The organism is Streptomyces sp. SX-6, assembly GCF_059089585.1.
On the sequence record NZ_JBTHHU010000008.1, the window covers coordinates 90,384 to 113,836 of the forward strand.

A 23,453-nucleotide genomic window follows, 5' to 3' on the forward strand; every position below is an offset into this window, starting at 1 on the left:
GGCCATCGGACGCCGAGTTACTACACCCGGGCTGTGTCCGCGCCCGCGTCCGCCGGCGCGGACTCCAGGGCGCTGCTCCCGCTCCGGGCGCCCGGGATCCTGGCGAGGAGCCGGGGGCCGGGGCCGGTCAGGGCGTACTGGATGCCGAAGCCGCAGGCGACCACGGCCGCGCCGCCCAGGGCGTCGAGCACGTAGTGGTTGGCGGTGCCGACGATGACGAGGAAGGTGAGCGTCGGGTAGAGCATGCCCAGCGCCTTCATCCACAGCTTCGGCGCGACGATCGCGATCACGACGCCGCACCACAGGGACCAGCCGATGTGCAGCGAGGGCATGGCCGCGTACTGGTTGGACAGTTCGGTCAGCGCGCCGAAGTCGGGGTTGGAGAGGTCCTGCGGGCCGTTGGCGGTGTCGATGTAGCCGTGGCCCGGCATCAGGCGCGGGGGTGCGAGCGGGTAGGCCCAGAAGCCGACGAGGGCCATGAGCGTCGCGATGGCGAGGGCCGTGCGGGCCCAGCGGTAGGTGGCGGGGCGGCGGAGGTAGAGGAAGCCGAGCAGGGACATCGGCACCAGGAAGTGGAAGGTGCCGTAGTAGTAGTTCATGCTGTCCTTCAGCCAACCGACGCTCGCCACGAAGTGGTTGAAGCCGTGCTCGAAGTCGATGTGCAGGAACTCCTCGGCGCCCAGGATCTGCCGGCCGTGGGACTCCGCGAGGCTCCGCTCGTCGGGGGCGCCCGCGCGGATGTAGGAGTAGACGAAGTAGCCGACGCGGATGAGCATCAGCTCGAGCAGCAGGTTGGGACGGTTCAGCGGCCTCCGCCAGAAGCCGAGCAGCGGCACCCAGGAGAAGCGCCCGCGCCGCGGCTCGGCGAACGGGGTCGGCGTCACCCGGTCCCAGGCCGGAGAGGTGCGCGAGAGGAACGGCACCACGCAGGCGGCGAGCAGGGCCGCGAGCAGCGGGGCGTTGTCGCCGACCGGGCCGAGGACCGGGTTGTCCGGCACGAGGACCCTGCTGGTGAGCGTCATGACCAGCACGACGAGGACGGGCCACACCAGCCGGTCGGCCCGCCGCTTGCCGACCCGGCCGCACACCGCGAGCAGGATCCACAGCTGCTGGTGCTGCCAGGCGGTGGGCGAGACGGCGACGGCGACGCAGCCGGTGATGGCCGTGGCGAGCAGCGGCTGCCCGTCGCGGGCGTAGTGCGCGGCGCGGCGCAGACCGGTCACCACGACGGCGAGGGCGAGCACGGCGAAGAGCACGATCTCGGCCGGGCCCTGCAGGCCGATGCGCAGCAGCAGTCCGTGCAGGGACTGGTTGGCGAGCCCGTCGGGCCGTTCGCCGAGGCCGGCTCCGGCGAGGTGGTGCACCCAGTACGTCCACGAGTCGCCGGGCACGGCGGCCCACGCGAGGGCGGTGAGCGCGGCGAAGGTGACGCCGCCGGTGACGGCGGCGCGGCGGCGGCCGGTGAGCCAGAGCAGCGGGGCGAAGAGCAGGACGGCGGGCTGGAGCGCCGCCGCGACGCCGACGAGCACCCCGCTCGTCCGGCCCGTGCCCTCGGCGAGCCGGGGCAGGCAGCAGGCGAGGAGCACCAGCAGCACGGGGATGATGCTCGTCTGCCCGAGGGTGAAGGTGTTGCGGACGGGCAGCGAGAGCACCGTGAGAATCACCGCGACGGGTGCCGCGACCAGGGCGGTACGGCGGGGCACCGGCCCCGGCAGGGCGCGGGCGGCGACGAGGGCGAGGGCGACGACGAGCAGCAGTGTGCCGAAGGTCCAGACGATGCCGAGGCTGTGCTCGGCGGCGGACGTCAGGGGTTTGAGCACCAGCCCCGCGAAGGGGGTGCCGGTGAACTTGTCGGTGTCGTAGAAGGAGCCGCGCACCCGGAGGACGCCGTGCTCCCCTATCCAGGTCGCGAGGTCGGTGAACCGCCGTTCCGGCGGCCGGCGCAGTACAACTGCCGCCTGGCGGGCGGCGAGCAGCCCGGCGAGGAGCCAGAGCCCGCCCAGGATCATGATCGTCCGAGAGCCCGCCCTCGGCGGAGTCCCCAGTCCGCCCCGCTCTGCATTCGCCACGACCTGCTGCTCCTCCAGTCGCCCAGCTCGGTCACCCTCGTCGGGCTCTTGAGACCTTACTGAGTCTTGAGGAACAGACGCAGGTCACCCCCCGGACACCTGAGGACCACCCATGAGTGGCCTGAACTTAGCGCACAACGGCCGGAACACACGGCAACGCCGGGCGGCGCGGGGGACTTGGGACCGCTGGGGCAGGATGGGCTCATGAGCATCGTGAAGATCAATGTCCTGACCGTCCCCGCCGAGCAGCGCGAGGTCCTCGAGCAGCGCTTCGCCTCGCGTGCCGGTGCCGTCGAGAGCTCGGACGGCTTCGAGTGGTTCGAGCTCCTCCGTCCCGTGGAGGGCACCGACCAGTACCTCGTCTACACGCGCTGGCGCGCCGAGGAGGACTTCAAGGCCTGGATGGAGGGCTCGATGAAGGCCGCGCACCAGGGCGGCGGCGAGGGTGCCCCCAAGCAGCGGCCCGCGGCGGCGGGTTCCACGCTGTGGTCGTTCGAGGTGGTGCAGCAGGCGGCGCCCAAGCAGGCCTGACGGCGAGCGGGCCGGGCCACCGGTCCCGTCACGGGTGGCGGTGGTCCGGCCTGACGTCCCCGTCGCCGTTGTGCGGCTGTTCCTCGTCCGAGCCGGAGAGCTCGCCGCTCAGCTCCTTGACGAGCTCGCAGAGGTCGTGGGGCCGGTCGGGCGTCCACCAGTCGCCCAGCAGTTCCGCGAGCGACTGCTCGCGCGCGGCGAGGAGCAGCTCCGCCTGGCGCCGTCCCTCGTCGGTCAGTTGGAGCTCCACTCCGCCGCGGGAGACCAGGTTGCGGGTCTCCAACTGCCGCTCGGCCTCGGTGATGGCCCGCAGCGGTACGGCCGAGCGCTCGGCGAGCAGCGGGGGCACGACGGATCCGTACCGGTTGATGCGTACGAGCATCCAGGCCGAGGCGGGCAGCAGGTCGAGCCCGGAGCGGGCGGCGATGTCCTCGTAGATCTTCTTGCGTCCCTCGCGGCTGCCGAGGACGGACAGCGCGCGGGCGCACTCGTCGCGCGAGGTGCGCTGGACGGGGTTGCTGGCGAGGACCTCGCTCTGGTCGGGGGTGGTGACGCTGGCGCGCAGCGGCTGTTCCCGGAGCAGCCAGGCGAGGAGGAAGGCGAGCAGCCCGGCGGGCACGGCGTAGAGGAACACGTCGGTGATCGAGTCGGAGTACGCGGCCAGGACGGCGGTCCGCTCGGGCGGGGCGAGCCTGGCGATGGCGCGCGGGTCGGAGGCGAGCGCGGTGGGGGTGACGCCCGGGGGCAGGGTGATGCCGGCGACGGCGGACTCGATGCGCGGGCCGAGCATGTTGGCGAAGATCGTGCCGAAGATGGAGACGCCGAACGAGCCGCCGATGGAGCGGAAGAAGGTGGCGCCGGAGGTGGCGACGCCGAGGTCCTTGTAGCCGACGGAGTTCTGCACGACCAGGACGAGCACCTGCATCACGAGGCCGAGCCCGAAACCGAACACGAAGAAGTAGAGGCTCATGAGGGCGGTGCTGGTCGTCGGGTCGAGCTGGTGGAGCAGGAGCAGGCCGAGGACCATCACCAGAGTGCCCGCGATGGGGAAGACCTTGTAGCGGCCGGTGCGGCTGACGATCTGGCCCGAGCCGGTCGAGGCGATCAGCAGGCCGGCCACCATCGGCAGCATGTGCACGCCGGAGAGCGTCGGTGTGACCCCGTGCACGACCTGGAGGAAGGTCGGCAGATAGGTCATGGACCCGAACATCGCGAAGCCGACGATGAAGCCGATCACCGAGCAGAGCGTGAAGGTGTGGATCCGGAAGAGCGTCAGCGGCAGGACGGGTTCGGCGGCCCGCCGCTCGACCAGGACGAAGGGCGCCAGCAGCGCCACCCCGAGCACGCCGAGCCCGATGATCTGCCAGGACGACCAGGGGTAGGTGGTGCCGCCGAGCGAGGTCATCAGCACCAGGCAGACCGCGACGCAGGCGATCAGGAAGGTGCCGAGGTAGTCGATGCGGTGCGGGGTGCGGTCGGCGGGGATGTGCAGGACGGCGGCGATGACGGCGAGGGCCACGATGCCGATGGGCAGGTTGATGTAGAACACCCAGCGCCAGCTGAGGTAGTCCACGAACAGCCCGCCGAGCAGCGGCCCCAGCACGCTGGCCCCGCCGAAGACCGCGCCGAACAGCCCCTGGTAGCGGCCGCGGTCGCGGGGCGGCACGATGTCGCCGACGATCGCCATCGACAGCACCATCAGACCGCCGCCGCCCAGTCCCTGGAAGGCACGGAAACCGATCAACTCCGGCATGTTCCGGGCGAGTCCGCACAGCGCGGAGCCGGCCAGGAAGATGACGATGGCGGTCTGGAAGAGCTTCTTGCGGCCGTACTGGTCGCCGAGCTTGCCCCACAGCGGGGTGGCCGCCGTGGAGGCGAGCATGTAGGCGGTGACGACCCAGGAGAGGTGGGAGAGTCCGCCGAGGTCGCCGACGATGGTCGGCAGGGCCGTCGAGACGATCGTCTGGTCGAGGGCCGCCAGCAGCATGCCGAGCAGCAGCGCGCCGATCGCGACGCGCACGGAGCGGACGGTCTGCCCCTCGCCGGGTATCGGCCCCGCGGACACCACCATGGGAACTCCTTGGGTCCGGCTTCGGTTCCATCGTGGGCTCAGCGGCCGTGCGGAGCGCGCCGGGGTACTCCATTGGCCTGGGGTGAGCACCTTCCCACCGCGTTGACCAGGGACGTTGGCGCATACACCCGAATTCTTTGTATCTTTGGGAAACAAAGTGGTTCCGCCCGCACCCCCTGACCGGCGGGCGGGACCACTTGTCTTCCACCTCTGCCGGCCTACGCCCGTTCACGCGGCAGCAACGGCAGCAGCGCCGAGATCGCCACGCACAGCGCCAGGTGGAACCCCAGCGCGGCCATGAGCGCGTGCCCGTACGCACCGGCGTCCCCGCTCCGGGCCCCGCCCAGCGTGCCGTAGTAGAGGACGCCGACCACCGCCACGCCCACCGCGCCGCCGACCTGCTGGCCGGTGGACAGCACCCCGGACGCCATGCCGACCTCGGCGGGCGCGACACGGGAGAGCACCGTGTTGACCAGCGGGGTGACGAGCAGGCCGTTGCCCACGCCGATCAGGACGAAGGACGGGGCCAGGTCCCACGCGACGAGCCCGCTCCCGGTGTACGCGACCACGCCGATCGCCACCGCGTACCCGAGCCCCGCGACGCCCGCACCGGCCTGGAGCACCCGGCGCCCGTACCGGCCGAGACGGCCCGCGGCGAGGCTGGCCGCGAAGAAGGCGACGGCGAACGGAATATAGATCAGACCCGCGCCGAGGGTGTCGAGGCCGAGGCCGTTCTGGACGGTGAGCGAGAGCACCAGGAAGAAGGAGTTGATGCCGAAGTACGTCAGCAGCACCAGGGACATGCCCACCGCGAAGGGACGTTCGCGCAGCAGACGCAGGCGTACGAGCGGCGAGCCGCCGCGCGCCTCGACGCGCCGCTCCACCAGGACGAAGCAGACGAACGCGAGCACGGACGCGGCCAGGCTCAGCCAGGTCCACAGCGGCCAGCCCGACTCGCGGCCCTCGACCAGCGGGACGACGAGCAGGAAGAGGGCGACGGTCAGCACGGCCGCACCCGGCAGGTCCAGGCGACGGGCGCCGGGGGCGCGGGACTCGGGGACGAAGACGGCGGCCAGGGCCAGGGTCAGCAGCCCCACGGGGATGTTGACCCAGAAGACGGGGCGCCACGAGGTGCCGAAGAGGTTCGCGGAGACGAGGACGCCGCCGAGCAACTGCCCGGCGACACCCGCCAGTCCGATGACCGCGCCGAGCACGCCGAACGCCCGCGCCCGCCGCGGCGCGGGGACGAGCACCTGGATCACGGAGAAGACCTGCGGGAACATCGTGGCCGCGCCGAGCCCCTGCACCAGCCGCGCGGCGATCAGCGCACCGGCACCGGGCGCGGCGGCACAGGCCGCGGACGCGAGCGTGAAGAGGGCCATGCCCGCGAGGAACATCCGTCTGCGGCCGAGGAGGTCGCCGAGCCGGGCGCTGGTGATCAGGGCGATGGCGTAGGCGAGTTGATAGCCGGCCAGGATCATCTGCACGTCGGCGTCGGAGGCGTGCAGGTCCTCCTGGATGGCGGGGGTCGCGACGAGCACGATGAACGTGTCCAGTACGGCCATGAACACGCCGACGAGGACGACGGACAGGGCCCGCCACGGGGAGGTCACGGGGGCGTCGGCGGGAGCGAGCGCCGGTTGTTGTGTCTGGGTCATGAACCGAGGTTCGACCGGGCCGGGGCGGAGATACAGAGGGAACTTATGCTGGTGGCCGCAGTACCCCCTTATACAGAGAACACGGAGACCGGTGGCCGATCCAGAACACCGGCGCGCCCTCGCGGAGTTCCTCCGCTCGCGCCGTGAACGCCTCGTGCCGCGCGATGTCGGGCTCCCGGCCGGTCCCCGGCGCCGTACGCCCGGACTGCGGCGCGAGGAGGTCGCCGCGCTCTCGGGCGTGAGCGTGACCTGGTACACGTGGCTCGAGCAGGCGAGGGGCATCTCCGTCAGCCGGCAGGTGCTGCACAGCCTGGCCCGGGTGCTGCTGCTGTCCCCGGCCGAGGCGCGGCACCTGTTCGCGCTGGCCGGCGAGGCACTGCCGGAGCCGCCGCCCGAGGCGGAGGGGGTGCCGGACCCGGCCCTGCGGCGCCTGGTGGACGCGCTCGACCCGCACCCCTCGTATCTTCTGACCCCCACCTGGGAGCTGGTGGCGTGGAACCGTGCCGAGGCCGGGCTGGTCGGCGACCCCGACTCCTGGGAGCCGGTGTACGAGCGGAACCTGCTGGAGCGGGTGTTCCTCGACCCGGGCATACGCGCGCTCCTGGTCGACTGGCCGGGCCAGGCGCGGGCCCTGCTCGAGCAGTACCGCGCGGGAGCGGGCCGGCACCTGGGCGACCCCGCCTTCGAGCGGCTGACCGGCCGGCTGTGCGCGGCGAGCGCGGAGTTCCGGACCTGGTGGGACACGCACGACGTGGCGGAGTTCCGCCCGTCGCGCCGCGAGTTCGATCACCCGCGCCTGGGGCGGCTGGCCTTCGACTACGTCAAGCTCGCGGCGGCGGACGCGCCGGGGCTCAGCCTGGTCTCGTGCCTGCCGGCGGACGAGGGGACGGCGCACAAGCTGCCGGAGCTGGCGCGCCTTGGCGAGGGGACGACCCTTTTGTATCGTGGAGAAACAAAGTGACCCGCCCCTTCGCCCCTCCAGCGCCCTCCACCTCGCCCCCGGGAGTACTTCGATGACCACCCTCGCCTGCAAGGCCGCGCTCCTCGACATGGACGGCACGATCGTCAACTCCGACGCCGTGGTGGAGCGCTGCTGGCTGAGCTGGGCCGGTGAGCACGGCCTGGACGCGGACGAGGTGATGAAGGTCGTCCACGGCCGCCAGGGCTGGGCCACCATGGCCCTCCTGCTCCCCGACCGTCCCATGGAGCTCAACCACGCCGACAACCGGCGCATGCTCGAGGCGGAGACCTCGGACGTCGACGGCGTGGTCCCGGTGGCCGGCGCCCCCGCGTTCATGGCGGCGCTCGCCGACCTCCCGCACGCCCTGGTGACCTCGGCGGACCGGAAGCTGGCCGAGGCCCGGATGGGCGCCGCCGGGCTGGCGATGCCCGCGGTGCGGATCACGGCGGAGTCCGTCAGCGCGAGCAAGCCGGACCCGGAGGGCTTCCTCAAGGGCGCGGCCGAGCTGGGCTTCGCCCCCGAGGACTGCGTGGTCTTCGAGGACTCCGAGGCGGGCGTCGCCGCCGGCCGGGCCGCCGGGATGCGGGTCGTCGGCGTCGGCCCGCGGGCGGCCGCCTACGGGCCGGACGCGCACGTCATGGACCTCGAGCAGATCCGCGTCGAGCGGACCGCCGACGGCCTGGTGCTCCGGATCGCCGCTCAGATCGCCGCTTCGTAGAGGCTGAAGCCCGCGAGCGCGATCATCACCAGCGCCGCGATCCTGGTGATCAGCTTCAGCGGCACGTACTTCATGAGCGTGCGGCCGCCCACGATGCCCAGGCCCGCGACCGCCCACAGGCCCAGCGTCGCGCCGACGCCGACCGACACCGGGTCGTCGTAGCGGGCGGCGAGGTTCGCGGTCATGATCTGGGTCAGATCACCGAACTCGGCGACCAGGATCAGCATGAAGCCCGCCCCGGACACCTTCCAGAAGGACTGGTCGGCGGGCTTTTTGATCTCCTCGTCGTCCTCGTCCTTCTTCAGCAGCAGCATGGCCGCGCCCGCGAGGAACGCCACGCCGACGAGCGCCTGGAGCAGCCGCTGCGGCAGCAGCGTGAGCAGGCTGCCCGCCGCGATGGCCAGCGCGACGTGCACGGCGAAGGCGGCGGCGACGCCCGTGAAGACGTACGAGGCGCGGTAGCGGGTGCCGAGCATCAGGGAGGCGAGAGCGGTCTTGTCCGGCAGTTCGGCCAGGAAGATCACGCCGAAGACCAGGGCGGCGACGGTGAAGCTGAACACGGTTTTCCTCTGGTGGGGCTGCCACACCAAAGTCCCGGATGGATCAGGGGTCGCTTCGGCACGGCAGCGTCATGGACACTGCGGCCGAAGGTCTCGCTGGCACGTACCGCGGTATGTGCCTCCGGGCGCCGGCCGAGGCGAGCTCGGCAGTATGTCGACGGTCCGGCGAAGAGCTACTCCCCTTCTGCTCCCCTCAGGGTACGCGGCCACCGGCGCCGCGGCTCCGGCGCGGGAAGGCGGTGCAGCCGGTCGCGGGTGACCAGCTCCAGGACGACGGCCACCGCCACCGCCTGCACGGCCATCAGCGCCACCAGCACGAACAGCTGCACCGCGCCCGCCTGCACCGGCGACGCACCGCCGAGCAGCATCCCGACGAACGCCCCGGGCAGTGTGACCAGACCCACCGTCCTGGTCTGGTCCAGGCCCGGCAGCAGGGCGTCGGAGGCGGCCGGGCGCGCGATCTCCCACCGGGCGTCCCGGTCCATCAGCCCGAGCGCCATCCCCGCCTCCACCTCGCCGTGGCGCAGATGCAGCTCGTCGAGCGCGCGCCGCCCGGCGAGGACGGTCGCAGTCAGGCCGCCGCCGATGAGGATCCCGGTGACGGGGACCAGCGCCACCCCGCGCAGCGGCACCAGCCCGGTCAGCAGCAGCACCGCCACGACCGGCACGACCGCCGCGCCGATCGGCACGACCGTCCACCACCAGGTGCCGTTGTCCGTGATCCGCCGCCCCGCCGTGCGCACGGCCACCGCGAACATCAGCAGGACGAAGCACAGCAGCAGCGGCAGGGCGCGCACCACCCACCCGATCAGCGCGGAGACGGCCGCCAGCTGGACCGCCGCGCGCAGCCCGGCGAGGGCGACCTGCCGGGCGTAGCCGCGCTCGCGGCCGTCGGCGAGGCGGGCGAGCGCCGCGACGGCCACGGCCACCACGAGCAGCAGGGCCAGCACGACGCCGAGCGCGGTGTTGACGGGCAGCAAGGAGGCGGCGATTAGCACGCGAGCACCCTAGCGACGTGCTCTGTAACAAGAGGGTGTCAGCAGCGAAAAATCAAACAACTTGAACTTGCAAGTACTGTGAGGTGTACCTAACCTGGGGTTTCTCGTCGTATCCGTCCCCCACACGAGGAGCACCGGAACAATGCCCCCCACGACCACCAGCCCCACGGCCACCGCCACCCCCACGACGGCGGCCGCCCCGCTCACCGAGCGGCTCGACGCGGCGCGCCCGTACGCCCTGTCCGCCTTCCGTGCCGTCGTCGGCCTGCTCTTCGCCTGCCACGGCGCGGCCTCGCTCTTCGGCATCCTCGGCGGGGCCGCCGGGGGCGGCACGATCCCGGCGGGCACCTGGCCGGGCTGGTACGCGGCCGTCATCCAGCTCGTCGGCGGCATCCTGGTGCTGCTCGGCCTGGGCACCCGCGGCGCGGCCCTGATCTCCTCGGGCTCCATGGCGTACGCGTACTTCAACGTGCACCAGAGCCACGCGCTGTGGCCGATACAGAACGGCGGCGAGGCCTCCGCGATGTTCTGCTGGGCCTTCCTGCTGATCGTCTTCACCGGCCCCGGTCCGGTCGCGCTGGACCGGCTGATCTCCCGGTCGCGCCAGGGCTGATCGGGTCTCAGGAGCACCGGCGGGGCGCGTGATGCGGACTACATCACGTGCCCCCTTCATCTTTCCCAGAAGCCCCACGCGTACTGTGTACGGTTGTGAAGGCCGCTCCTGCCGCTCCCCTGCGACATCGCGGCGGGGGACCGTACCGGGAGAGCAGGACGTGCTGCAGCAGTTGGGGGCGTTGGCCGACACGCCATGGATATACGTCATAGTCGGCCTCTCCGTCCTGCTCGATGTCTTCCTGCCGGTGCTGCCGAGCGGTGTGCTCGTCATCACCGCCGCGACGGCCGCGGCCGGTTCCGCCGTGGGTGACAGCGGACACACCCATCCCAACCTCTCCCGGCTGATCGCCCTGGTGATCTGTGCCGCGACGGCATCGGTCACCGGCGACCTCGTCGCCTACCGCCTCGCCTGGCGCGGCGGCGACCGCTTCGACCGGGCGATAGCCCGCTCCCGACGGCTGACGGCCGCCCAGGAGAAGCTCGGCACCGCGCTGCTGCGCGGCGGCGGCGCGCTCGTCGTCGTGGCCCGCTTCGCGCCCGCCGGGCGCTCGGTGGTCAGCCTCGGCGCGGGCGTGATGCACCGCCGCGTCCGCGAGTTCCTGCCCTGGTCCAGCCTCGCCGGGCTGACCTGGGCCGCCTACAGCGTGGGGCTCGGCTACTTCGGCGGCCAGTGGCTCGGCGCGACCTGGGTCGGCACGGCCGTCTCCGTCCTCGCGCTGTTCATGGCGGGCGCGGGCGCCGCGTTCCTGATACGCCGCCCGCACGAGGCCAAGGCATAGGAAGTGCCGCGAGGGGCCCGGTTCCTTGGGAACCGGGCCCCTCGCGCATGCTCAGCGGACCTTGCGCTCGATGCCCTTCTCGGCGAGGGCGCTCAGCCCGTTCGCCCACAACTGGTTGACGCGCGCCCGCTCGTTGGAGTCCGGGTACGGGTTGGTGCAGGACGGGCCGGGGCCGCCGCCCGACATCAGCTCGCTGCACGGGCCGCTGTAGTGGTCCGGCAGGCCGAGGACGTGGCCGGTCTCGTGCGTGGTGACGCGCGTGGAGTCGTACTGCTGGTTCTGCTGGTAGTCGAGGAAGACGTACCCGTGGCCGTGGCCGTCGGTGCTCGCGTACGAGCCGTTGGGGTCGTTGCCCTCGTAGTAGGAGAAGTCGGCGCTGCCGCTCGCCGACTGCAACCGGACGTTGCGCACGGAGCCGTTCCAGATCTGCGCCGCGTTGGCTATCTCGTTCTGGAACGACGGCGCCTGGCTCGCGTCGTACGTGACCGTCACGGACCGCAGCCCGGGCGAGGCCTTCTGCTTGGCCAGCGCGGACTTCATGACGGCGTCGAAGAAGGCCTTGTTGTGGGCCGCTTCGGCCTTCGAGCCGGTGTACGCGGCTCTGGACTGCTCGGTGGAGGCGCGGTGCTGCGGTGCTGCCGCCGATGCGGGTACGGCCGTCATGGCGGCCGTCAGGCCGAGGCCGATCGCGGTGGTGAGTACCATGGCGGAACGCTTCGTCGAGCGCTTCATGTGGGGGGTCTCCATTCGTGCGGAGAACCCCGCGCCGCACGGGTGGGACGGGCGGCGCGAAGGTTCACCGGAGAACTTTCGGTTCCGCAGAGTGTCCGACGCCCATCGGCGGCGCGGATGATGGCAGTTGGCGATAGCCCCGTCCAATCACCCACCCGGTCACCGGAATCCGTTCACCGGAATCCGTCGCTCATTTGCCCGACATGTGCCTGGTGTGGTCAGCGGGGCGCGGTTATGCTCCCGACCGTGGAGCTTGAGGTCAGACACCTCCGAGCGCTTTGTGCCATCGCGGACACCGGCAGCGTGCGGAAGGCCGCAGTGCAGCTGGGCATGACCCAGCCCTCCCTCACCACGCAGCTCCGGCGCATCGAGCAGGCCGTCGGCGGGCTCCTGTTCATCCGCGGCCAGAGCGGCAGCAGGCCGACGCCCCTGGGCCAGTCGGTGCTCTCCCGCGCCCGCCCGATCGTGGCCGAGATGGCCGCCCTGGTCACGGCCGCGCGCGACGCGGCCGTAGGCGTGGGCGGTTTACGGCTGCGCATCGGCAGCGTCGGCAGCCGCGTGGTGGCGGGCTGGCTGCAGCGCATCCACAAGCGGCTTCCCGACCTGGACACCACGATCCACATCGACGTGTCGTCGACGGGCCTGCTCCAGCAACTGTCCGCGAACCTGCTCGACATCGCCCTGGTCCACGAGCCCGCCGGCTTTCCCCTGCACCTTCCCGAGGGCGTCGAACGGCACGTCCTCATCCCATGCGAGCCCCGCTTCGTCACCCTGTCCGCCACGCATCCGGCGGCCGCCCGGCCGGTGATACGGCTCGCCGAACTCGCCGACGACGCCTGGATCGTGGACCCCGCCGCCGACCACGAGTGCGCCGCCCTGCGCCACGCCTTCACCCTCGCGGGGATCGGACCCCGCCTCCTCAGCGTCCGCGACCACGCCACCGCCACCGACCTCGTCGCCTCGGCCGAGGCCGTCCGCCCCTGCCAGCCCACCGCGGACCCCGCGCCGGGCACGGTCATCCGGCCCCTCGCCGGGGACCCGCTGGTCGGCCGGCTGTCCCTTACCGCGAGACCCGGCTCCCCGCCGGGTGAAGAACTCGGCGAACTGTGCGGCGACTTGATGGACGCCTACCGGGAGCTGACGCTGGCGAACACCACGTACCGCACCTGGCTCGACGGACGGGGCGGCGGCGACGGCACGGCGGAGACGGTCGCCAGGTTCGGTCTCTCCGCGTAGTCAGCCGCCATCACTTTTAGCCGAGGTTCCATAAACAACGGCCGGCGCGCGCGTGAAGACCCCGTGAAACATGGATTCCGCACCCCAGCGTGTTCCCCCTCCCTGTGCACACGCACCCCACTACCATGCCCCGGTGGCGAGCGACCAGAACAAGCCATCGAACGCAATAAATTCCCCGTCAATTAGCCGGGGACATTCGTCAGGAGCGCGCTAAGAGGGCTCGCCCCGCACCCTGCCCGGCGCTTCGCTACGGATGGCTTGAACAAGCCCGTTACATCGCCTGCGACCGATGGCGCCCCACAGTCCCCGCACGCCACGTCCGCAGGCCCTCGCATTCCTCCCACATCTCATGAAAAACGGGGTGCATCGCGTAATGGCGGATCTCGCTTTCATCGGCCTGGCGCTCCTCGCCTTCGCCGCTCTCTTCCTCGCGGTCAAGGGGGTCGAGCGGCTGTGAGCGCGGAGAACATCGTCGGTCTCGTCGTGTCGGTGGGCCTGGTGGTCTACCTGGTGCTCTGTCTGCTGTTCCCCGAGAGGATCTGAATGAACGACACCCTCGCGGGCTGGCTGCAGATCCTCGCGCTCATCGCGGCGCTCGCCCTGTCCTTCCGGCCCCTCGGCGACCACCTCGCCCGCTGCCTGACCACCTCCCGGCATCTGCGCGCGGAGCGGCTGCTCTACCGCGCGGGCGGGGTCAACGGGGACGCCGAACAGACCTGGGCGACATACCTGCGGAGTCTGCTCGCCTTCTCACTCGTCTCGCTCCTGTTCCTGTACGGATTCCAGCGGGTGCAGAATCATCTCCTGCTGTCGCTGGGCATGAAGCCGGTCGCCCCGGACCTGGCGTTCAACACGGCCGCGTCCTTCGTGACGAACACCAACTGGCAGGCGTACTCGGGCGAGTCGACGATGGGCCATCTCGTGCAGATGGCGGGCCTCGCGGTGCAGAACTTCGTCTCGGCGGCGGTGGGCATCGCGGTGGTCGCCGCGCTCATCCGGGGATTCACCCGGAAGAGGACGAACACCATCGGCAACTTCTGGGTGGACCTCACCCGGATCGTCATCCGGGTACTGCTGCCGGTCTCCTTCGTCTTCGCTCTCGTCCTCGTCGCGGCCGGCGTCATCGAGAATTTCCACGGAGTTCAGGCCGTCACCGGAATCGCGGGCCGGCATCAGGGCATCACCGGCGGACCCGTGGCCTCGCAGGAGGCCATCAAGCAACTCGGCACCAACGGCGGCGGTTTCTACAACGCCAACTCGGCGCACCCCTTCGAGAACCCCACGCCGTTCACCAACCTCGTGGAGATCTACCTCCTGCTGGTCATCCCGGTCGCACTCCCCCGCACCTTCGGCACGATGGTCGGCGACCGCCGCCAGGGCTACGCGATCCTCGCCGTCATGGGCCTGATCTGGGCGGCCTCGGTGGCCGTCGTGACCGCCAACGAGGTGCACAGCGTGAGCAGTTCGGCCGGGCACGCGGCGGGCGGCATGATGGAGGGCAAGGAACAGCGGTTCGGCGTCTGGGCCTCGGCGTTGTTCGCGGTGTCCACCACCCTCACCTCGTGCGGCGCGGTCAATTCCGCGCACGACTCGTTCACCCCGGGCGGCGGCGGACTGCTGATCTTCAACATGATGCTGGGCGAGATCGCCCCCGGTGGCACCGGCTCCGGCCTGTACGGCATCCTCGTCCTCGCGGTCGTGGCGGTGTTCGTGGCCGGGCTGATGGTCGGCCGTACGCCCGAGTACCTGGGCAAGAAGCTCGGCAGCCGGGAGATCAAGTTCGCCTCGCTCTACATCCTCACCACCCCGGCCATCGTCCTGGCCGGCACGGGCATCGCCATGGCACTGCCCGGCGAACGGGCCGCGATGACCAACCACGGGCCGCACGGCTTCGGTGAAGTGCTCTACGCCTTCACCTCGGCCGCGAACAACAACGGCTCGGCGTTCGCGGGCCTGAACGCCAACACCCCCTGGTACAACACCTCCCTCGGCCTGGCCATGATCTTCGGCCGCTTCCTGCCCATGGTGTTCGTCCTGGCACTGGCCGGGGCCTTGGCGTCGCAGCGCCAAGTCCCGGTCACCGCAGGCACGTTGCCCACGCACCGGCCGCAGTTCGTCGGCCTGCTCACGGGCGTGATCCTCATCGTCGTCGGCCTCACCTACTTCCCGGCGCTGGCGCTGGGGCCGCTCGCGGAAGGGCTGCACTGATGTCCCTGACCACTCTCCAGCCCACCACGCCCCAGCCGCACCGGGTCTCGGGCGGGCTGCTCGACCCCACACAGCTGGTCACCTCCTTCCCGGACGCACTGCGCAAGCTCGACCCGCGGATCATGGTCCACAACCCGGTCATGTTCGTCGTCGAGGTCGGCGCGGTGCTCACCACGCTGTCGGCGGTCAAGGACCCCGGTGTCTTCCCCTGGGTGATCACCGTCTGGCTGTGGCTGACGGTCGTGTTCGCCAACCTCTCCGAGGCCGTCGCGGAGGGCCGGGGCAAGGCCCAGGCGGAGACCCTGCGCCGGACGCGTACGGACACCACGGCCCGCCTGCTGCGCGACTGGCGCCCCGGGGCGAGCGCACTCGCGGAGGACGAGATCTCCGCATCGGAACTCCACGTGAACGACCACGTCGTCGTCGAGGCGGGGCAGATCATCCCCGGCGACGGAGACGTCGTGGAGGGCGTGGCGTCCGTGGACGAGTCGGCGATCACCGGCGAATCGGCGCCCGTCATCCGCGAGTCGGGCGGCGACCGGTCCGCTGTCACCGGCGGCACCAAGGTGCTCTCCGACCGCATCGTCGTCAGGATCACCTCCAAGCCCGGCGAGACCTTCATCGACCGCATGATCGCCCTCGTCGAGGGCGCGGCCCGGCAGAAGACGCCGAACGAGATCGCGCTCAACATCCTGCTCGCCTCGCTGACGATCGTCTTCCTCATCGCGGTCGTCACCCTCCAGCCCTTCGCGATCTACGCGGGCGCCGAGCAGAGCATCGTCATCCTCGTCGCGCTCGTCGTCGCCCTCATCCCGACGACCATCGGCGCGCTGCTGTCCGCGATCGGCATCGCGGGCATGGACCGGCTCGTCCAGCGCAACGTCCTGGCCATGTCGGGACGCGCGGTCGAGGCGGCCGGCGACGTCAACACCCTGCTGCTCGACAAGACCGGCACCATCACCCTCGGCAACCGCCAGGCCGCCGAGTTCCTGCCGGTCGAGGGCGTCGGCGCCGACGATCTCGCGGACGCGGCCCAGCTGTCCTCGCTGGCCGACGAGACGCCCGAGGGCCGCTCGATCGTCGTCCTCGCCAAGCAGAAGTACGCGCTGCGGGCGCGCACCGAGGGCGAGTTGGCGCACGCCGAGTTCGTACCGTTCACCGCGCAGACCCGGATGAGCGGCGTGGACGTGGACGGGCGCAAGGTCCGCAAGGGCGCGGCGGGAGCCGTCAACGGATGGGTGACCTCCTGCGGCGGCCGGGTGGGCGACGAGGTGCACGACCTCACCGAACGCATCTCGCAGAGCGGCGGCACCCCTCTCGTGGTCGCGGTGGAGGACCAGGAGGGTGCGCGGGTGCTGGGCGTCGTCCACCTCAAGGACGTCGTCAAGGAGGGCATCAGGGAACGGTTCGACGAGCTGCGCCGCATGGGCATCAAGACCGTCATGATCACGGGTGACAACCCGCTGACGGCGAAGGCCATCGCGGAGGAGGCGGGTGTCGACGACTTCCTCGCGGAAGCGACACCCGAGGACAAGATGGCGCTCATCAAGCGCGAGCAGGCCGACGGCAAGCTGGTGGCCATGACGGGCGACGGTACGAACGACGCCCCGGCCCTCGCCCAGGCGGACGTCGGCGTGGCGATGAACACCGGCACCTCCGCCGCCAAGGAGGCCGGGAACATGGTCGACCTCGACTCCAACCCGACCAAGCTCATCGAGATCGTCGAGATCGGCAAGCAACTCCTCATCACCCGAGGGGCGTTGACGACCTTCTCCATCGCCAACGACGTCGCGAAGTACTTCGCCATCATCCCGGCCATGTTCGCGAGCGTGTACCCCGGGCTCGACCGGCTCAACGTCATGCGGCTGCACAGCCCGACGTCGGCCATCTCCTCGGCGATCATCTTCAACGCCCTGATCATCGTCGCCCTGATCCCGCTCGCCCTGCGCGGCGTGCGCTACCGGCCGTCGTCCGCCGCCTCGCTGCTGGGCCGCAACATCTGGATCTACGGGCTGGGCGGGCTCGCCCTGCCGTTCATCGGCATCAAACTCATCGACCTGGCCGTCCAGTTCGTCCCCGGCCTCCACTGACGGCCACGGAAGGCGGCACCACCATGCTCACCCACCTCCCGCTCCCCCTGCGCCGACACCTGTCGGCACTGCGCATGCTCCTCGCATTCACCGTCATCACGGGCATCGCCTATCCACTCGCGGTAACGGGCATCGCACAGGCGCTGTTCAGCCACAAGGCCAACGGCTCCCTGATCGAGGACCACGGCAGGCCCGTGGCCTCCGCCCTCATCGGCCAGAACTTCTCGCTCCCGGGGACGACACGCCCCGACCCCAAGTGGTTCCAGCCCCGTCCTTCGGCGGGTTCGTACGACCCGCTGGCCTCAGGCGCCTCCAACCTGGGCCCGAACAACCGCGACCTGGTCAGCACGATCGAGCAACGCCGCGCCTCCGTGGCCGCGTTCGACGGCGTCGCCCCGAAGTCCGTACCGTCCGACGCCCTCACCGCGAGCGGCTCCGGCCTCGACCCGGACATCTCCCCCGCCTACGCCCGGGAGCAGGCGGCCCGCGTGGCCAGGGCCCGCTCGCTCCCCGAGCCCCGGGTCCACGAGCTCGTCGACCGCCATGTACGCGGCCGTGACCTCGGCTTCCTCGGCCAGCAGCGCGTCGACGTGGTCGAGCTCAACCGCGCCCTCGCCGCACTGCGGTAGCGGTATCCGTCCGGCGGTGCGTCACCGGACGCACCGCCGGACGGTTGGCACCATGCCCCAAGTCCCCTTGTGTGGAGGCGATTCCGCATGAGCTCCGGCGTGAAGCACGTTCTGCTGGTCGACGACGAGCCACAGCTGCTCCGAGCCCTCAGCATCAACTTCAAGGCCCGCCATTACAGCGTGGCCACCGCCCCCAACGGCGTCACCGCCCTGAAACTCGCCGCCCAGCGCCCGCCGTCCGCGGTCCTCCTCGGCCTCGAACTGCCGGACATGAGCGGCATCAAGGTCATAGCTACCCTGCGCACCTGGAGCCCCGTACCGATCGTCGCACTCTCGAACCGCACCACGGCCACCGACAAGGTCACCGCCCTGGACGCCGGTGCCGACGACTACGTGACCAAGCCCTTCTGCATGGACGAGCTCTTCGCCCGGCTGCGGGCGGTGCTGCGCCGTCCTCCGACCCTCGAGGTACGTACGACCGTCCGGCTCGGCCACTACACCGTCGACTTCACCGCCTGCACGGTCCACTCCCGCGTCGGCCATGACAAGCCCCCGCATCTGACCCCGACGGAGTGGCGCGTCCTCACCACCCTCACCCGCGTCCCGGGCCGCCTCGTCACCAGCCGTGAACTGCTGCGCGCCGTATGGGGCCCCGGCAACGACAACCGCACCAACTACCTCCGCATCTACCTCGCCGCCCTGCGCCGCAAGCTGGAGACCGAGCCCTCCCACCCCCGGCACCTGATCACCGAGCCGGGCCTGGGCTACCGCTTCGAGCCGTGAGTTTGCGGGATGCCGGGGCGCGGGTGACGGTGGTGGAAGGGACCACGCGCCCGAGGTGACCGTTGGAGGCCTCATGCCCACGCACACCCTCAAGGACAAGGTCGTCGTCATCGGCGGCGCGTCGAAGAACCTGGGCAGCCTGATCGCCAAGGAGTGCGCGGCGGACGGCGCGAAGGTCGTCGTCCACTACAACAGCGACTCCTCCCGCGACCAGGCCGAGCAGACCGCCGCCGACGTCAAGAAGCTCGGCGGGGACGCCATCACCCACCAGGGCGACCTGACGCGCGTCGCCGAGGTGGAGAAGCTCTTCGACGCCGCCGTCACGGCGTTCGGCAAGGTCGACTGCATGGTCAACACGGCGGGCATGGTCATCAAGAAGCCGATGGCCGAGACCTCCGAGGAGGAGTTCGACAAGATGTTCGCCGTCAACACCAAGGCGGCGTACTTCATGATGCGCGAGGCCGCCAAGCGCCTCGAGGACGACGGCGGGATCGTCACCATCGTGACCTCGCTCCTCGCCGCCTACACCGGCCTCTACTCCGTCTACGCCGGCAGCAAGGCCCCGGTCGAACACTTCACCCGCGCTCTGTCCAAGGAGCTGTTCGGCCGCCGCATCTCCGTCAACAACATCGCCCCGGGCCCGATGGACACCTCGTTCTTCTACCCTGCCGAGACGGACGACTCCGTCACGTACCACAAGTCGTCATCGATGAACGGCGAGTTGACGAAGATCGAGGACATCGCGCCGTACGTGAAGTTCCTCCTCACGGACGGCTGGTGGCTCAACGGCCAGACCGTCTTCATCAACGGCGGCTACACGACGCGCTGAGAGATGGGGGGCGGCGCTCCGACTAACGTGGCCTACGTGTCAACTGCCTCACAAGCACACGCATTCCACTACATGCTGATGCGAGACGCCGTCGAACGTGTACGGGGGGTCGTGCCCGGCAAACTGGAGATCACGAAAGAGGGGATCATCCACGACATGACGTGGCCGGGGGGCCTTCACGAGCTGACGGCGGCACGCATCAGGCGCCGCCTCGAGACGGCGATACCGGGCGACGTGCTGGCTCACACCGGAACGCCCGACGTGGAGGGCATGACCGAAGGTGTGATGCGGCACCCGGACATCATGGTGATCCCGGAAGAGGACATGGAAGTCGAGGGGAGCTTCGATCCGCGTACGCTCATCGCCGCGATCGAAGTCGTGTCCCGCTCCAATCCGGACAACGGCTGGGTGGGCAAGGTGCGGGACTACCCGCTGCTCGGGATCCCCGTCTACGCGATCTTCGACCCCCGCAAGGGCGAGGGCACCGTCCTGTCAGACATCCACCCGACCCCGTCCGGCCCCCAGTACGCGACCCGGAAGAACTTCGTCTACGGCGAGGACGTCACGATCGCCGATTGGACGATCACGACGGAGAACCTCCCGCGTTATCCGTAGCGCGGCCGTACCGCACGAACAGCAGCGCCTCGACGTCACCGTCACCCACCGCCTCGTACACGTGTGGGACATCGGACACCCAACTGGCGTGCCCGCCAGGTCCGATCACGACCGGATCGGACAGCGCGCCGACCCGTACCGTGCCACCGAGGACGACAAGGTGCTCGGTCGTGCCGGGCGTATGCGCGGCGGACTCCTGCAACGCTCCGGCGTGGATGCGCACCCGGTACGTCTCCGTGACGGCCTCGGCGTCCTCGAACCGCTCGGTGAGGACGGCATCCACGGCGCGGCCGGAGATCTCCGCGAAGACGGCGGGCGAGTGCAGCGCGGCACTCAACGGCACCTCGAGCACAGTCGTGAGCGCGTACAGCGTCTCCAGCGTCGGATTGCGCCGTCCGCTCTCGAGCTCGGAGAGCGTCCCCTTCCCCACCTTGGACCTGCGCGCCAGCTCGGACAGCGACAGCCCGCGCTCCACACGCAGCTCCCGCAGACGACTGCCCACGCGCGCGGCCAGCTCCACGTTCGTCCACCCTCCTCCGCCACTTGATCATCAGCCCTCGACGGACCTATCGTTCCACATACGGAACGTTCCGTTTACAGAACGACGGAGAGCTGGACGGAGAACTGCATGGAGACGTCCGAGAGCACACCCCTGCCCGCCCGCAGCCGACAGGTCGCCGACGCCCTGGCCGCGGCCGGCATCCCGGGACAGGTCCGCGTACTGCCGGATTCGGCGCGCACGGCCGCAGAAGCCGCCTCCGCACTGGGCTGCGACGTCGGCGCCATCGCCAACAGCCTCGTCTTCGTCTCGGACGGCGAGCCCGTCCTGGTCCTGACCAGCGGACGCCACAGAGTCGACACGGCCGCACTCGCGGCCCGTTGGGACCGCGGCGTCCTCGAGCGCGCCACAGCGGCGCAGGTGCGCGAGGCCACGGGCCAGGCCATCGGCGGCGTGGCCCCGACCGGCCACCCCCGCCCCCTCCCGACCGTCGTGGACGAGGCCCTCGCCGACTACTCACGCATCTGGGCCGCAGCCGGCACCCCCCACACGGTCTTCCCGACGACCGCAGCCGAACTCGTCCGGCTCACCGGGGGACTTGTCCTCCCCGTCGGCCCGTAACACCTCTCGACTCTCAACCCATCTCACGGAAAGCGTCATGGAGCACGATCTGCGCACCGTCGTGGTGCTGAACAAGAAACTGGACGCAGGGCGCATGCTCAACGTCACCGGCCACCTGGTGCTCGCCCTGGCCTCCGGCATGCCGGACACCAACCGCCTCTGCCCGCAGACATACACGGACGCCGACGGCGGCATCCACCCGGCCATCTCCCATCACCCGCTCATCGTCCTGCAGGCCAAGAACTCGAACCAGCTCCGCCTCCTGCGCAACGGACTGCGCGAACAGGGCATCTTCTGCACGGACTTCACCCACACCATGGCCGACGGCGGCTCCGAGGCCCAGCAGGAAGCGACGCGCAAGGTTCCGGAGGCCGAGCTGGAGTACTACGGCGTGTGCGCGTTCGCCAGCCGCGCAGAACTGGACCCGCTGACGCGGAGGTTCAGCCTGGTGCGATGAGAATGCGGTGAGAAGCGGTCTTCGCCGCTGCGCGGCTCATGCGGCAAGGTGGCGGTCGGCGAGTCGGGTACCGGTTTCCGCGCGAAAACTGCCCTCGGGGGTGGGGGAAACCGGTACCCGGTTCGCTGTTCGGCATCCGGGCCCGGGCCGGGCACCCACCAGCCACTGTCAGACCCCCCTGGCACGATCGACCCATGCTGCAGGTATGTCTGAACGGCGCCCGGACCCGGGCCGAGTGCGACCGTCTCCCCGTCACCCCGGAAGAGCTCGCGGCGGCTGCCCGCGAGGCCGTCGCGGCCGGGGCCGAGGACGTCCACCTCCACCCCAAGGACGCGGACGGCGCGGACACTCTCGAGCCCGCCGACGTCGCCGCCGCGGTAACAGCCGTACGGGCCGCGATCCCGGGGATCCCCGTCGGGGTGACCACGGGCGCATGGACACAACCCGACGCCGCGAAACGCGCCGAACTCATACGCCGCTGGCCGGTGTTGCCGGACCACGCCTCCGTGAACTGGCACGAGGACGGCGCCGAGGTTGTCGCCGCGGCGCTGCTGGAGCGGGGCGTCGGCATCGAGGCCGGGATCTACTCGGGCACGGATGCCGCCTGCCGCTTCCTCGCATGGCCGGAGGCACACCGCGTGCTGCGTGTCCTGGCGGAGGTCACCGACACCGACCCGCGCACCGCGCCGACAGCCGCGGCCGCGCTCCTCGACGAACTCGGCGCAGGCACAAGGCTGCCGGTCCTCCTCCACGGGGAGGACGCCGCGGCCTGGCCCGTCCTGCGCATGGCGGCCGCCCGTGGCCTGGACACGCGCATCGGCCTCGAGGACGTGCTCCATCTGCCGGACGGCACCCCTGCCACGCGCAACGCCGACCTGATACGGGCCGCGCGACCCGGGGGTTATCCCCACCCCTGATCCGGTAGAGGGCAGGATCCCCGACTGCCCTCCCGTCTTCCTAGAGTGAGGATCACCGAGAACCGAGAACGACCGCTACCGACGGAGATCGCCATGCCTCGCCTCACCCGCGCCATCCGCATACCGCTGCTGCTCGGCGGAGTTGCGATTGCCGGTGCCGCCCTCACGGGGTGCGGTACGGCCAACGCGGACGACGCGACGCCGGAGCACAAGACGTTCTCGTTCAGCGGGCAGACGCTCACCATCGACTCGGACAACTCGCAACTCGAGCTGGTCCCGGTGGACAGCAAGGGCGGCAAGGACGTCAAGGTCACCCGCTGGTTCGACGGATGGTCGCTGGGCGGCGACACGAAATCGTCGTGGGAGATGAACGGCAGCACGCTGAAGCTGCGGCAGCACTGCACCGGCATCAGCAATCACTGCGAGTCCAAGCACCGGATCGAGGTGCCACGCGATGTCGCCGTCACGGTGAAGGACGACAACGGCGCCGTGAGGGCCAACGGCTTCACCGAGGCCTTGCGGATCACCTCGGACAACGGCTCGATCGACGTCAAGGACACCAACGTCAAGGGCCGCCTCGACCTGAAGACCTCCAACGGTGAGATCACCGCCACCGGCGTCTCCGCGCCCCAGATCTCCGCGCACACCGACAACGGAGAGATCCGCCTCGACCTCGCCAAGGCACCGGACCTCACCGACACCCGCACCGACAACGGCGGCATCCACATCACGCTGCCGCACTCGGCGTACAAGGTCGACGCCCGCACCAGCCTCGGCGCCGAGCACATCGAGGTCCCGCGCGATGACGCCAGCCGCCACGTGGTGTCGGCCCACAGCGACACCGGCGAGATCAAGGTGACCACGCGCGACTGACCTG

At 70.6% G+C, this 23,453-nt stretch carries 24 protein-coding genes; 17 read left to right on the plus strand and 7 right to left on the minus strand.

Annotation, left to right across the window (positions count from 1 at the left end; all coding sequences use genetic code 11):
• Positions 1-20: 20 nt before the first annotated feature.
• Positions 21-2,009, minus strand: a complete 1,989-nt coding sequence (locus ACV530_RS12220; RefSeq protein ID WP_494332608.1) for a bifunctional glycosyltransferase 87/phosphatase PAP2 family protein — start codon at positions 2,007-2,009, stop codon at positions 21-23.
• A 264-nt stretch (positions 2,010-2,273) separates the two neighbouring features.
• Between ACV530_RS12220 and ACV530_RS12225 the strand changes: the two genes are divergently transcribed.
• Positions 2,274-2,600 (plus strand): antibiotic biosynthesis monooxygenase family protein, encoded by a 327-nt coding sequence (locus tag ACV530_RS12225; RefSeq protein WP_494332396.1) that lies wholly within the window; start codon positions 2,274-2,276, stop codon positions 2,598-2,600.
• 28 nt (positions 2,601-2,628) lie between these two features.
• On the opposite strand, the gene ACV530_RS12230 is transcribed toward ACV530_RS12225, so the two are convergent.
• Positions 2,629-4,671 (minus strand): DHA2 family efflux MFS transporter permease subunit, encoded by a 2,043-nt coding sequence (locus tag ACV530_RS12230; RefSeq protein ID WP_494332397.1) that lies wholly within the window; start codon positions 4,669-4,671, stop codon positions 2,629-2,631.
• A gap of 218 nt (positions 4,672-4,889) precedes the next feature.
• Entirely contained in the window at positions 4,890-6,329 is a 1,440-nt protein-coding gene (locus tag ACV530_RS12235; protein WP_494332398.1) for an MFS transporter, read from the minus strand.
• A gap of 91 nt (positions 6,330-6,420) precedes the next feature.
• Between ACV530_RS12235 and ACV530_RS12240 the strand changes: the two genes are divergently transcribed.
• Together ACV530_RS12240 and ACV530_RS12245 are read left to right on the plus strand one after the other, a co-directional pair.
• Positions 6,421-7,290, plus strand: a complete 870-nt coding sequence (locus tag ACV530_RS12240) for a helix-turn-helix transcriptional regulator (RefSeq protein WP_494332399.1) — start codon at positions 6,421-6,423, stop codon at positions 7,288-7,290.
• A 52-nt stretch (positions 7,291-7,342) separates the two neighbouring features.
• Complete coding sequence (locus tag ACV530_RS12245) at positions 7,343-8,008, plus strand: HAD-IA family hydrolase (protein WP_494332400.1); 666 nt, start codon at positions 7,343-7,345, stop codon at positions 8,006-8,008.
• Here the strand turns inward: ACV530_RS12245 and ACV530_RS12250 are convergent.
• Together ACV530_RS12250 and ACV530_RS12255 are read right to left on the minus strand one after the other, a co-directional pair.
• Positions 7,990-8,568: a TMEM165/GDT1 family protein gene (locus tag ACV530_RS12250; protein WP_494332401.1), complete on the minus strand. Its 579-nt coding sequence runs from the start codon at positions 8,566-8,568 to the stop codon at positions 7,990-7,992. The genes ACV530_RS12245 and ACV530_RS12250 overlap by 19 nt on opposite strands.
• A gap of 173 nt (positions 8,569-8,741) precedes the next feature.
• On the minus strand, positions 8,742-9,566 hold the full coding sequence (locus ACV530_RS12255; protein ID WP_494332402.1) for an ABC transporter permease: 825 nt from the start codon (positions 9,564-9,566) through the stop codon (positions 8,742-8,744).
• 142 nt (positions 9,567-9,708) lie between these two features.
• Between ACV530_RS12255 and ACV530_RS12260 the strand changes: the two genes are divergently transcribed.
• Both ACV530_RS12260 and ACV530_RS12265 read left to right on the plus strand, forming a co-directional pair.
• On the plus strand, positions 9,709-10,179 hold the full coding sequence (locus ACV530_RS12260; RefSeq protein ID WP_494332403.1) for a DoxX family protein: 471 nt from the start codon (positions 9,709-9,711) through the stop codon (positions 10,177-10,179).
• A 160-nt stretch (positions 10,180-10,339) separates the two neighbouring features.
• On the plus strand, positions 10,340-10,960 hold the full coding sequence (locus tag ACV530_RS12265) for a DedA family protein (protein WP_494332404.1): 621 nt from the start codon (positions 10,340-10,342) through the stop codon (positions 10,958-10,960).
• Positions 10,961-11,011: 51 nt separating this feature from the next.
• Here the strand turns inward: ACV530_RS12265 and snpA are convergent, their stop codons facing one another.
• Positions 11,012-11,692: a snapalysin gene (gene snpA / locus ACV530_RS12270; protein ID WP_494332405.1), complete on the minus strand. Its 681-nt coding sequence runs from the start codon at positions 11,690-11,692 to the stop codon at positions 11,012-11,014.
• Positions 11,693-11,926: 234 nt separating this feature from the next.
• Here snpA and ACV530_RS12275 point away from each other — a divergent pair, with 234 nt between their 5' ends.
• From ACV530_RS12275 to ACV530_RS12310, 8 genes are all read left to right on the plus strand, one after another.
• On the plus strand, positions 11,927-12,928 hold the full coding sequence (locus tag ACV530_RS12275; RefSeq protein WP_494332406.1) for a LysR family transcriptional regulator: 1,002 nt from the start codon (positions 11,927-11,929) through the stop codon (positions 12,926-12,928).
• Positions 12,929-13,381: 453 nt separating this feature from the next.
• Complete coding sequence (kdpF, locus tag ACV530_RS12280; RefSeq protein ID WP_494332407.1) at positions 13,382-13,471, plus strand: K(+)-transporting ATPase subunit F; 90 nt, start codon at positions 13,382-13,384, stop codon at positions 13,469-13,471.
• Positions 13,472-15,136 carry a potassium-transporting ATPase subunit KdpA gene (kdpA, locus tag ACV530_RS12285; RefSeq protein ID WP_494332408.1) on the plus strand — a complete coding sequence of 555 codons (1,665 nt, stop codon included), beginning with the start codon at positions 13,472-13,474 and terminating at the stop codon, positions 15,134-15,136.
• Positions 15,136-17,226, plus strand: coding sequence for a potassium-transporting ATPase subunit KdpB (gene kdpB, locus ACV530_RS12290; protein WP_494332409.1), 2,091 nt, complete (start codon positions 15,136-15,138; stop codon positions 17,224-17,226). Before kdpA ends, kdpB begins: the two co-directional genes overlap by 1 nt.
• A 23-nt stretch (positions 17,227-17,249) precedes the next feature.
• On the plus strand, positions 17,250-17,855 hold the full coding sequence (gene kdpC / locus ACV530_RS12295) for a potassium-transporting ATPase subunit KdpC (protein ID WP_494332410.1): 606 nt from the start codon (positions 17,250-17,252) through the stop codon (positions 17,853-17,855).
• Positions 17,856-17,954: 99 nt separating this feature from the next.
• Entirely contained in the window at positions 17,955-18,638 is a 684-nt protein-coding gene (locus ACV530_RS12300; RefSeq protein WP_494332609.1) for a response regulator, read from the plus strand.
• Between the two features lie 73 nt (positions 18,639-18,711).
• A complete protein-coding gene (locus ACV530_RS12305) occupies positions 18,712-19,467 on the plus strand; it encodes an SDR family oxidoreductase (RefSeq protein WP_494332411.1) in 756 nt (251 codons plus the stop codon).
• A gap of 72 nt (positions 19,468-19,539) precedes the next feature.
• The gene (locus ACV530_RS12310; protein WP_494332412.1) at positions 19,540-20,082 is read left to right on the plus strand and encodes a Uma2 family endonuclease; all 543 of its coding nucleotides are present in this window, start codon (positions 19,540-19,542) and stop codon (positions 20,080-20,082) included.
• On the opposite strand, the gene ACV530_RS12315 is transcribed toward ACV530_RS12310, so the two are convergent.
• Positions 20,051-20,602 carry a helix-turn-helix domain-containing protein gene (locus tag ACV530_RS12315; protein WP_494332413.1) on the minus strand — a complete coding sequence of 184 codons (552 nt, stop codon included), beginning with the start codon at positions 20,600-20,602 and terminating at the stop codon, positions 20,051-20,053. The genes ACV530_RS12310 and ACV530_RS12315 overlap by 32 nt on opposite strands.
• 108 nt (positions 20,603-20,710) lie before the next feature.
• Here ACV530_RS12315 and ACV530_RS12320 point away from each other — a divergent pair, with 108 nt between their 5' ends.
• From ACV530_RS12320 to ACV530_RS12335, 4 genes are all read left to right on the plus strand, one after another.
• Positions 20,711-21,202, plus strand: a complete 492-nt coding sequence (locus tag ACV530_RS12320) for a YbaK/EbsC family protein (protein ID WP_494332414.1) — start codon at positions 20,711-20,713, stop codon at positions 21,200-21,202.
• A gap of 37 nt (positions 21,203-21,239) precedes the next feature.
• Positions 21,240-21,659 carry a DUF2000 domain-containing protein gene (locus ACV530_RS12325; protein ID WP_494332415.1) on the plus strand — a complete coding sequence of 140 codons (420 nt, stop codon included), beginning with the start codon at positions 21,240-21,242 and terminating at the stop codon, positions 21,657-21,659.
• Positions 21,660-21,853: 194 nt separating this feature from the next.
• Entirely contained in the window at positions 21,854-22,576 is a 723-nt protein-coding gene (locus ACV530_RS12330; RefSeq protein WP_494332416.1) for a 3-keto-5-aminohexanoate cleavage protein, read from the plus strand.
• Positions 22,577-22,669: 93 nt separating this feature from the next.
• A complete protein-coding gene (locus ACV530_RS12335; RefSeq protein ID WP_494332417.1) occupies positions 22,670-23,449 on the plus strand; it encodes a DUF4097 family beta strand repeat-containing protein in 780 nt (259 codons plus the stop codon).
• The last annotated feature ends 4 nt before the right edge of the window (positions 23,450-23,453 follow it).

What these genes read in the sequence shown, in the direction of transcription:
- ACV530_RS12275 (WP_494332406.1), top strand. Translation starts at nt 11,927, where the DNA reads ATGCTCCCGACCGTGGAGCTTGAGGTCAGACACCTCCGAGCGCTTTGT.
- kdpA (WP_494332408.1), top strand. Translation starts at nt 13,472, where the DNA reads ATGAACGACACCCTCGCGGGCTGGCTGCAGATCCTCGCGCTCATCGCG.
- ACV530_RS12225 (WP_494332396.1), top strand. Translation starts at nt 2,274, where the DNA reads ATGAGCATCGTGAAGATCAATGTCCTGACCGTCCCCGCCGAGCAGCGC.
- ACV530_RS12230 (WP_494332397.1), bottom strand. Translation starts at nt 4,671, where the DNA reads ATGGTGGTGTCCGCGGGGCCGATACCCGGCGAGGGGCAGACCGTCCGC.
- kdpC (WP_494332410.1), top strand. Translation starts at nt 17,250, where the DNA reads ATGCTCACCCACCTCCCGCTCCCCCTGCGCCGACACCTGTCGGCACTG.
- ACV530_RS12335 (WP_494332417.1), top strand. Translation starts at nt 22,670, where the DNA reads ATGCCTCGCCTCACCCGCGCCATCCGCATACCGCTGCTGCTCGGCGGA.
- ACV530_RS12330 (WP_494332416.1), top strand. Translation starts at nt 21,854, where the DNA reads ATGCTGCAGGTATGTCTGAACGGCGCCCGGACCCGGGCCGAGTGCGAC.
- ACV530_RS12305 (WP_494332411.1), top strand. Translation starts at nt 18,712, where the DNA reads ATGCCCACGCACACCCTCAAGGACAAGGTCGTCGTCATCGGCGGCGCG.
- ACV530_RS12220 (WP_494332608.1), bottom strand. Translation starts at nt 2,009, where the DNA reads ATGATCCTGGGCGGGCTCTGGCTCCTCGCCGGGCTGCTCGCCGCCCGC.
- snpA (WP_494332405.1), bottom strand. Translation starts at nt 11,692, where the DNA reads ATGAAGCGCTCGACGAAGCGTTCCGCCATGGTACTCACCACCGCGATC.
- ACV530_RS12320 (WP_494332414.1), top strand. Translation starts at nt 20,711, where the DNA reads ATGGAGACGTCCGAGAGCACACCCCTGCCCGCCCGCAGCCGACAGGTC.
- kdpB (WP_494332409.1), top strand. Translation starts at nt 15,136, where the DNA reads ATGTCCCTGACCACTCTCCAGCCCACCACGCCCCAGCCGCACCGGGTC.
- ACV530_RS12235 (WP_494332398.1), bottom strand. Translation starts at nt 6,329, where the DNA reads ATGACCCAGACACAACAACCGGCGCTCGCTCCCGCCGACGCCCCCGTG.
- ACV530_RS12245 (WP_494332400.1), top strand. Translation starts at nt 7,343, where the DNA reads ATGACCACCCTCGCCTGCAAGGCCGCGCTCCTCGACATGGACGGCACG.
- ACV530_RS12260 (WP_494332403.1), top strand. Translation starts at nt 9,709, where the DNA reads ATGCCCCCCACGACCACCAGCCCCACGGCCACCGCCACCCCCACGACG.
- ACV530_RS12325 (WP_494332415.1), top strand. Translation starts at nt 21,240, where the DNA reads ATGGAGCACGATCTGCGCACCGTCGTGGTGCTGAACAAGAAACTGGAC.
- ACV530_RS12310 (WP_494332412.1), top strand. Translation starts at nt 19,540, where the DNA reads ATGCTGATGCGAGACGCCGTCGAACGTGTACGGGGGGTCGTGCCCGGC.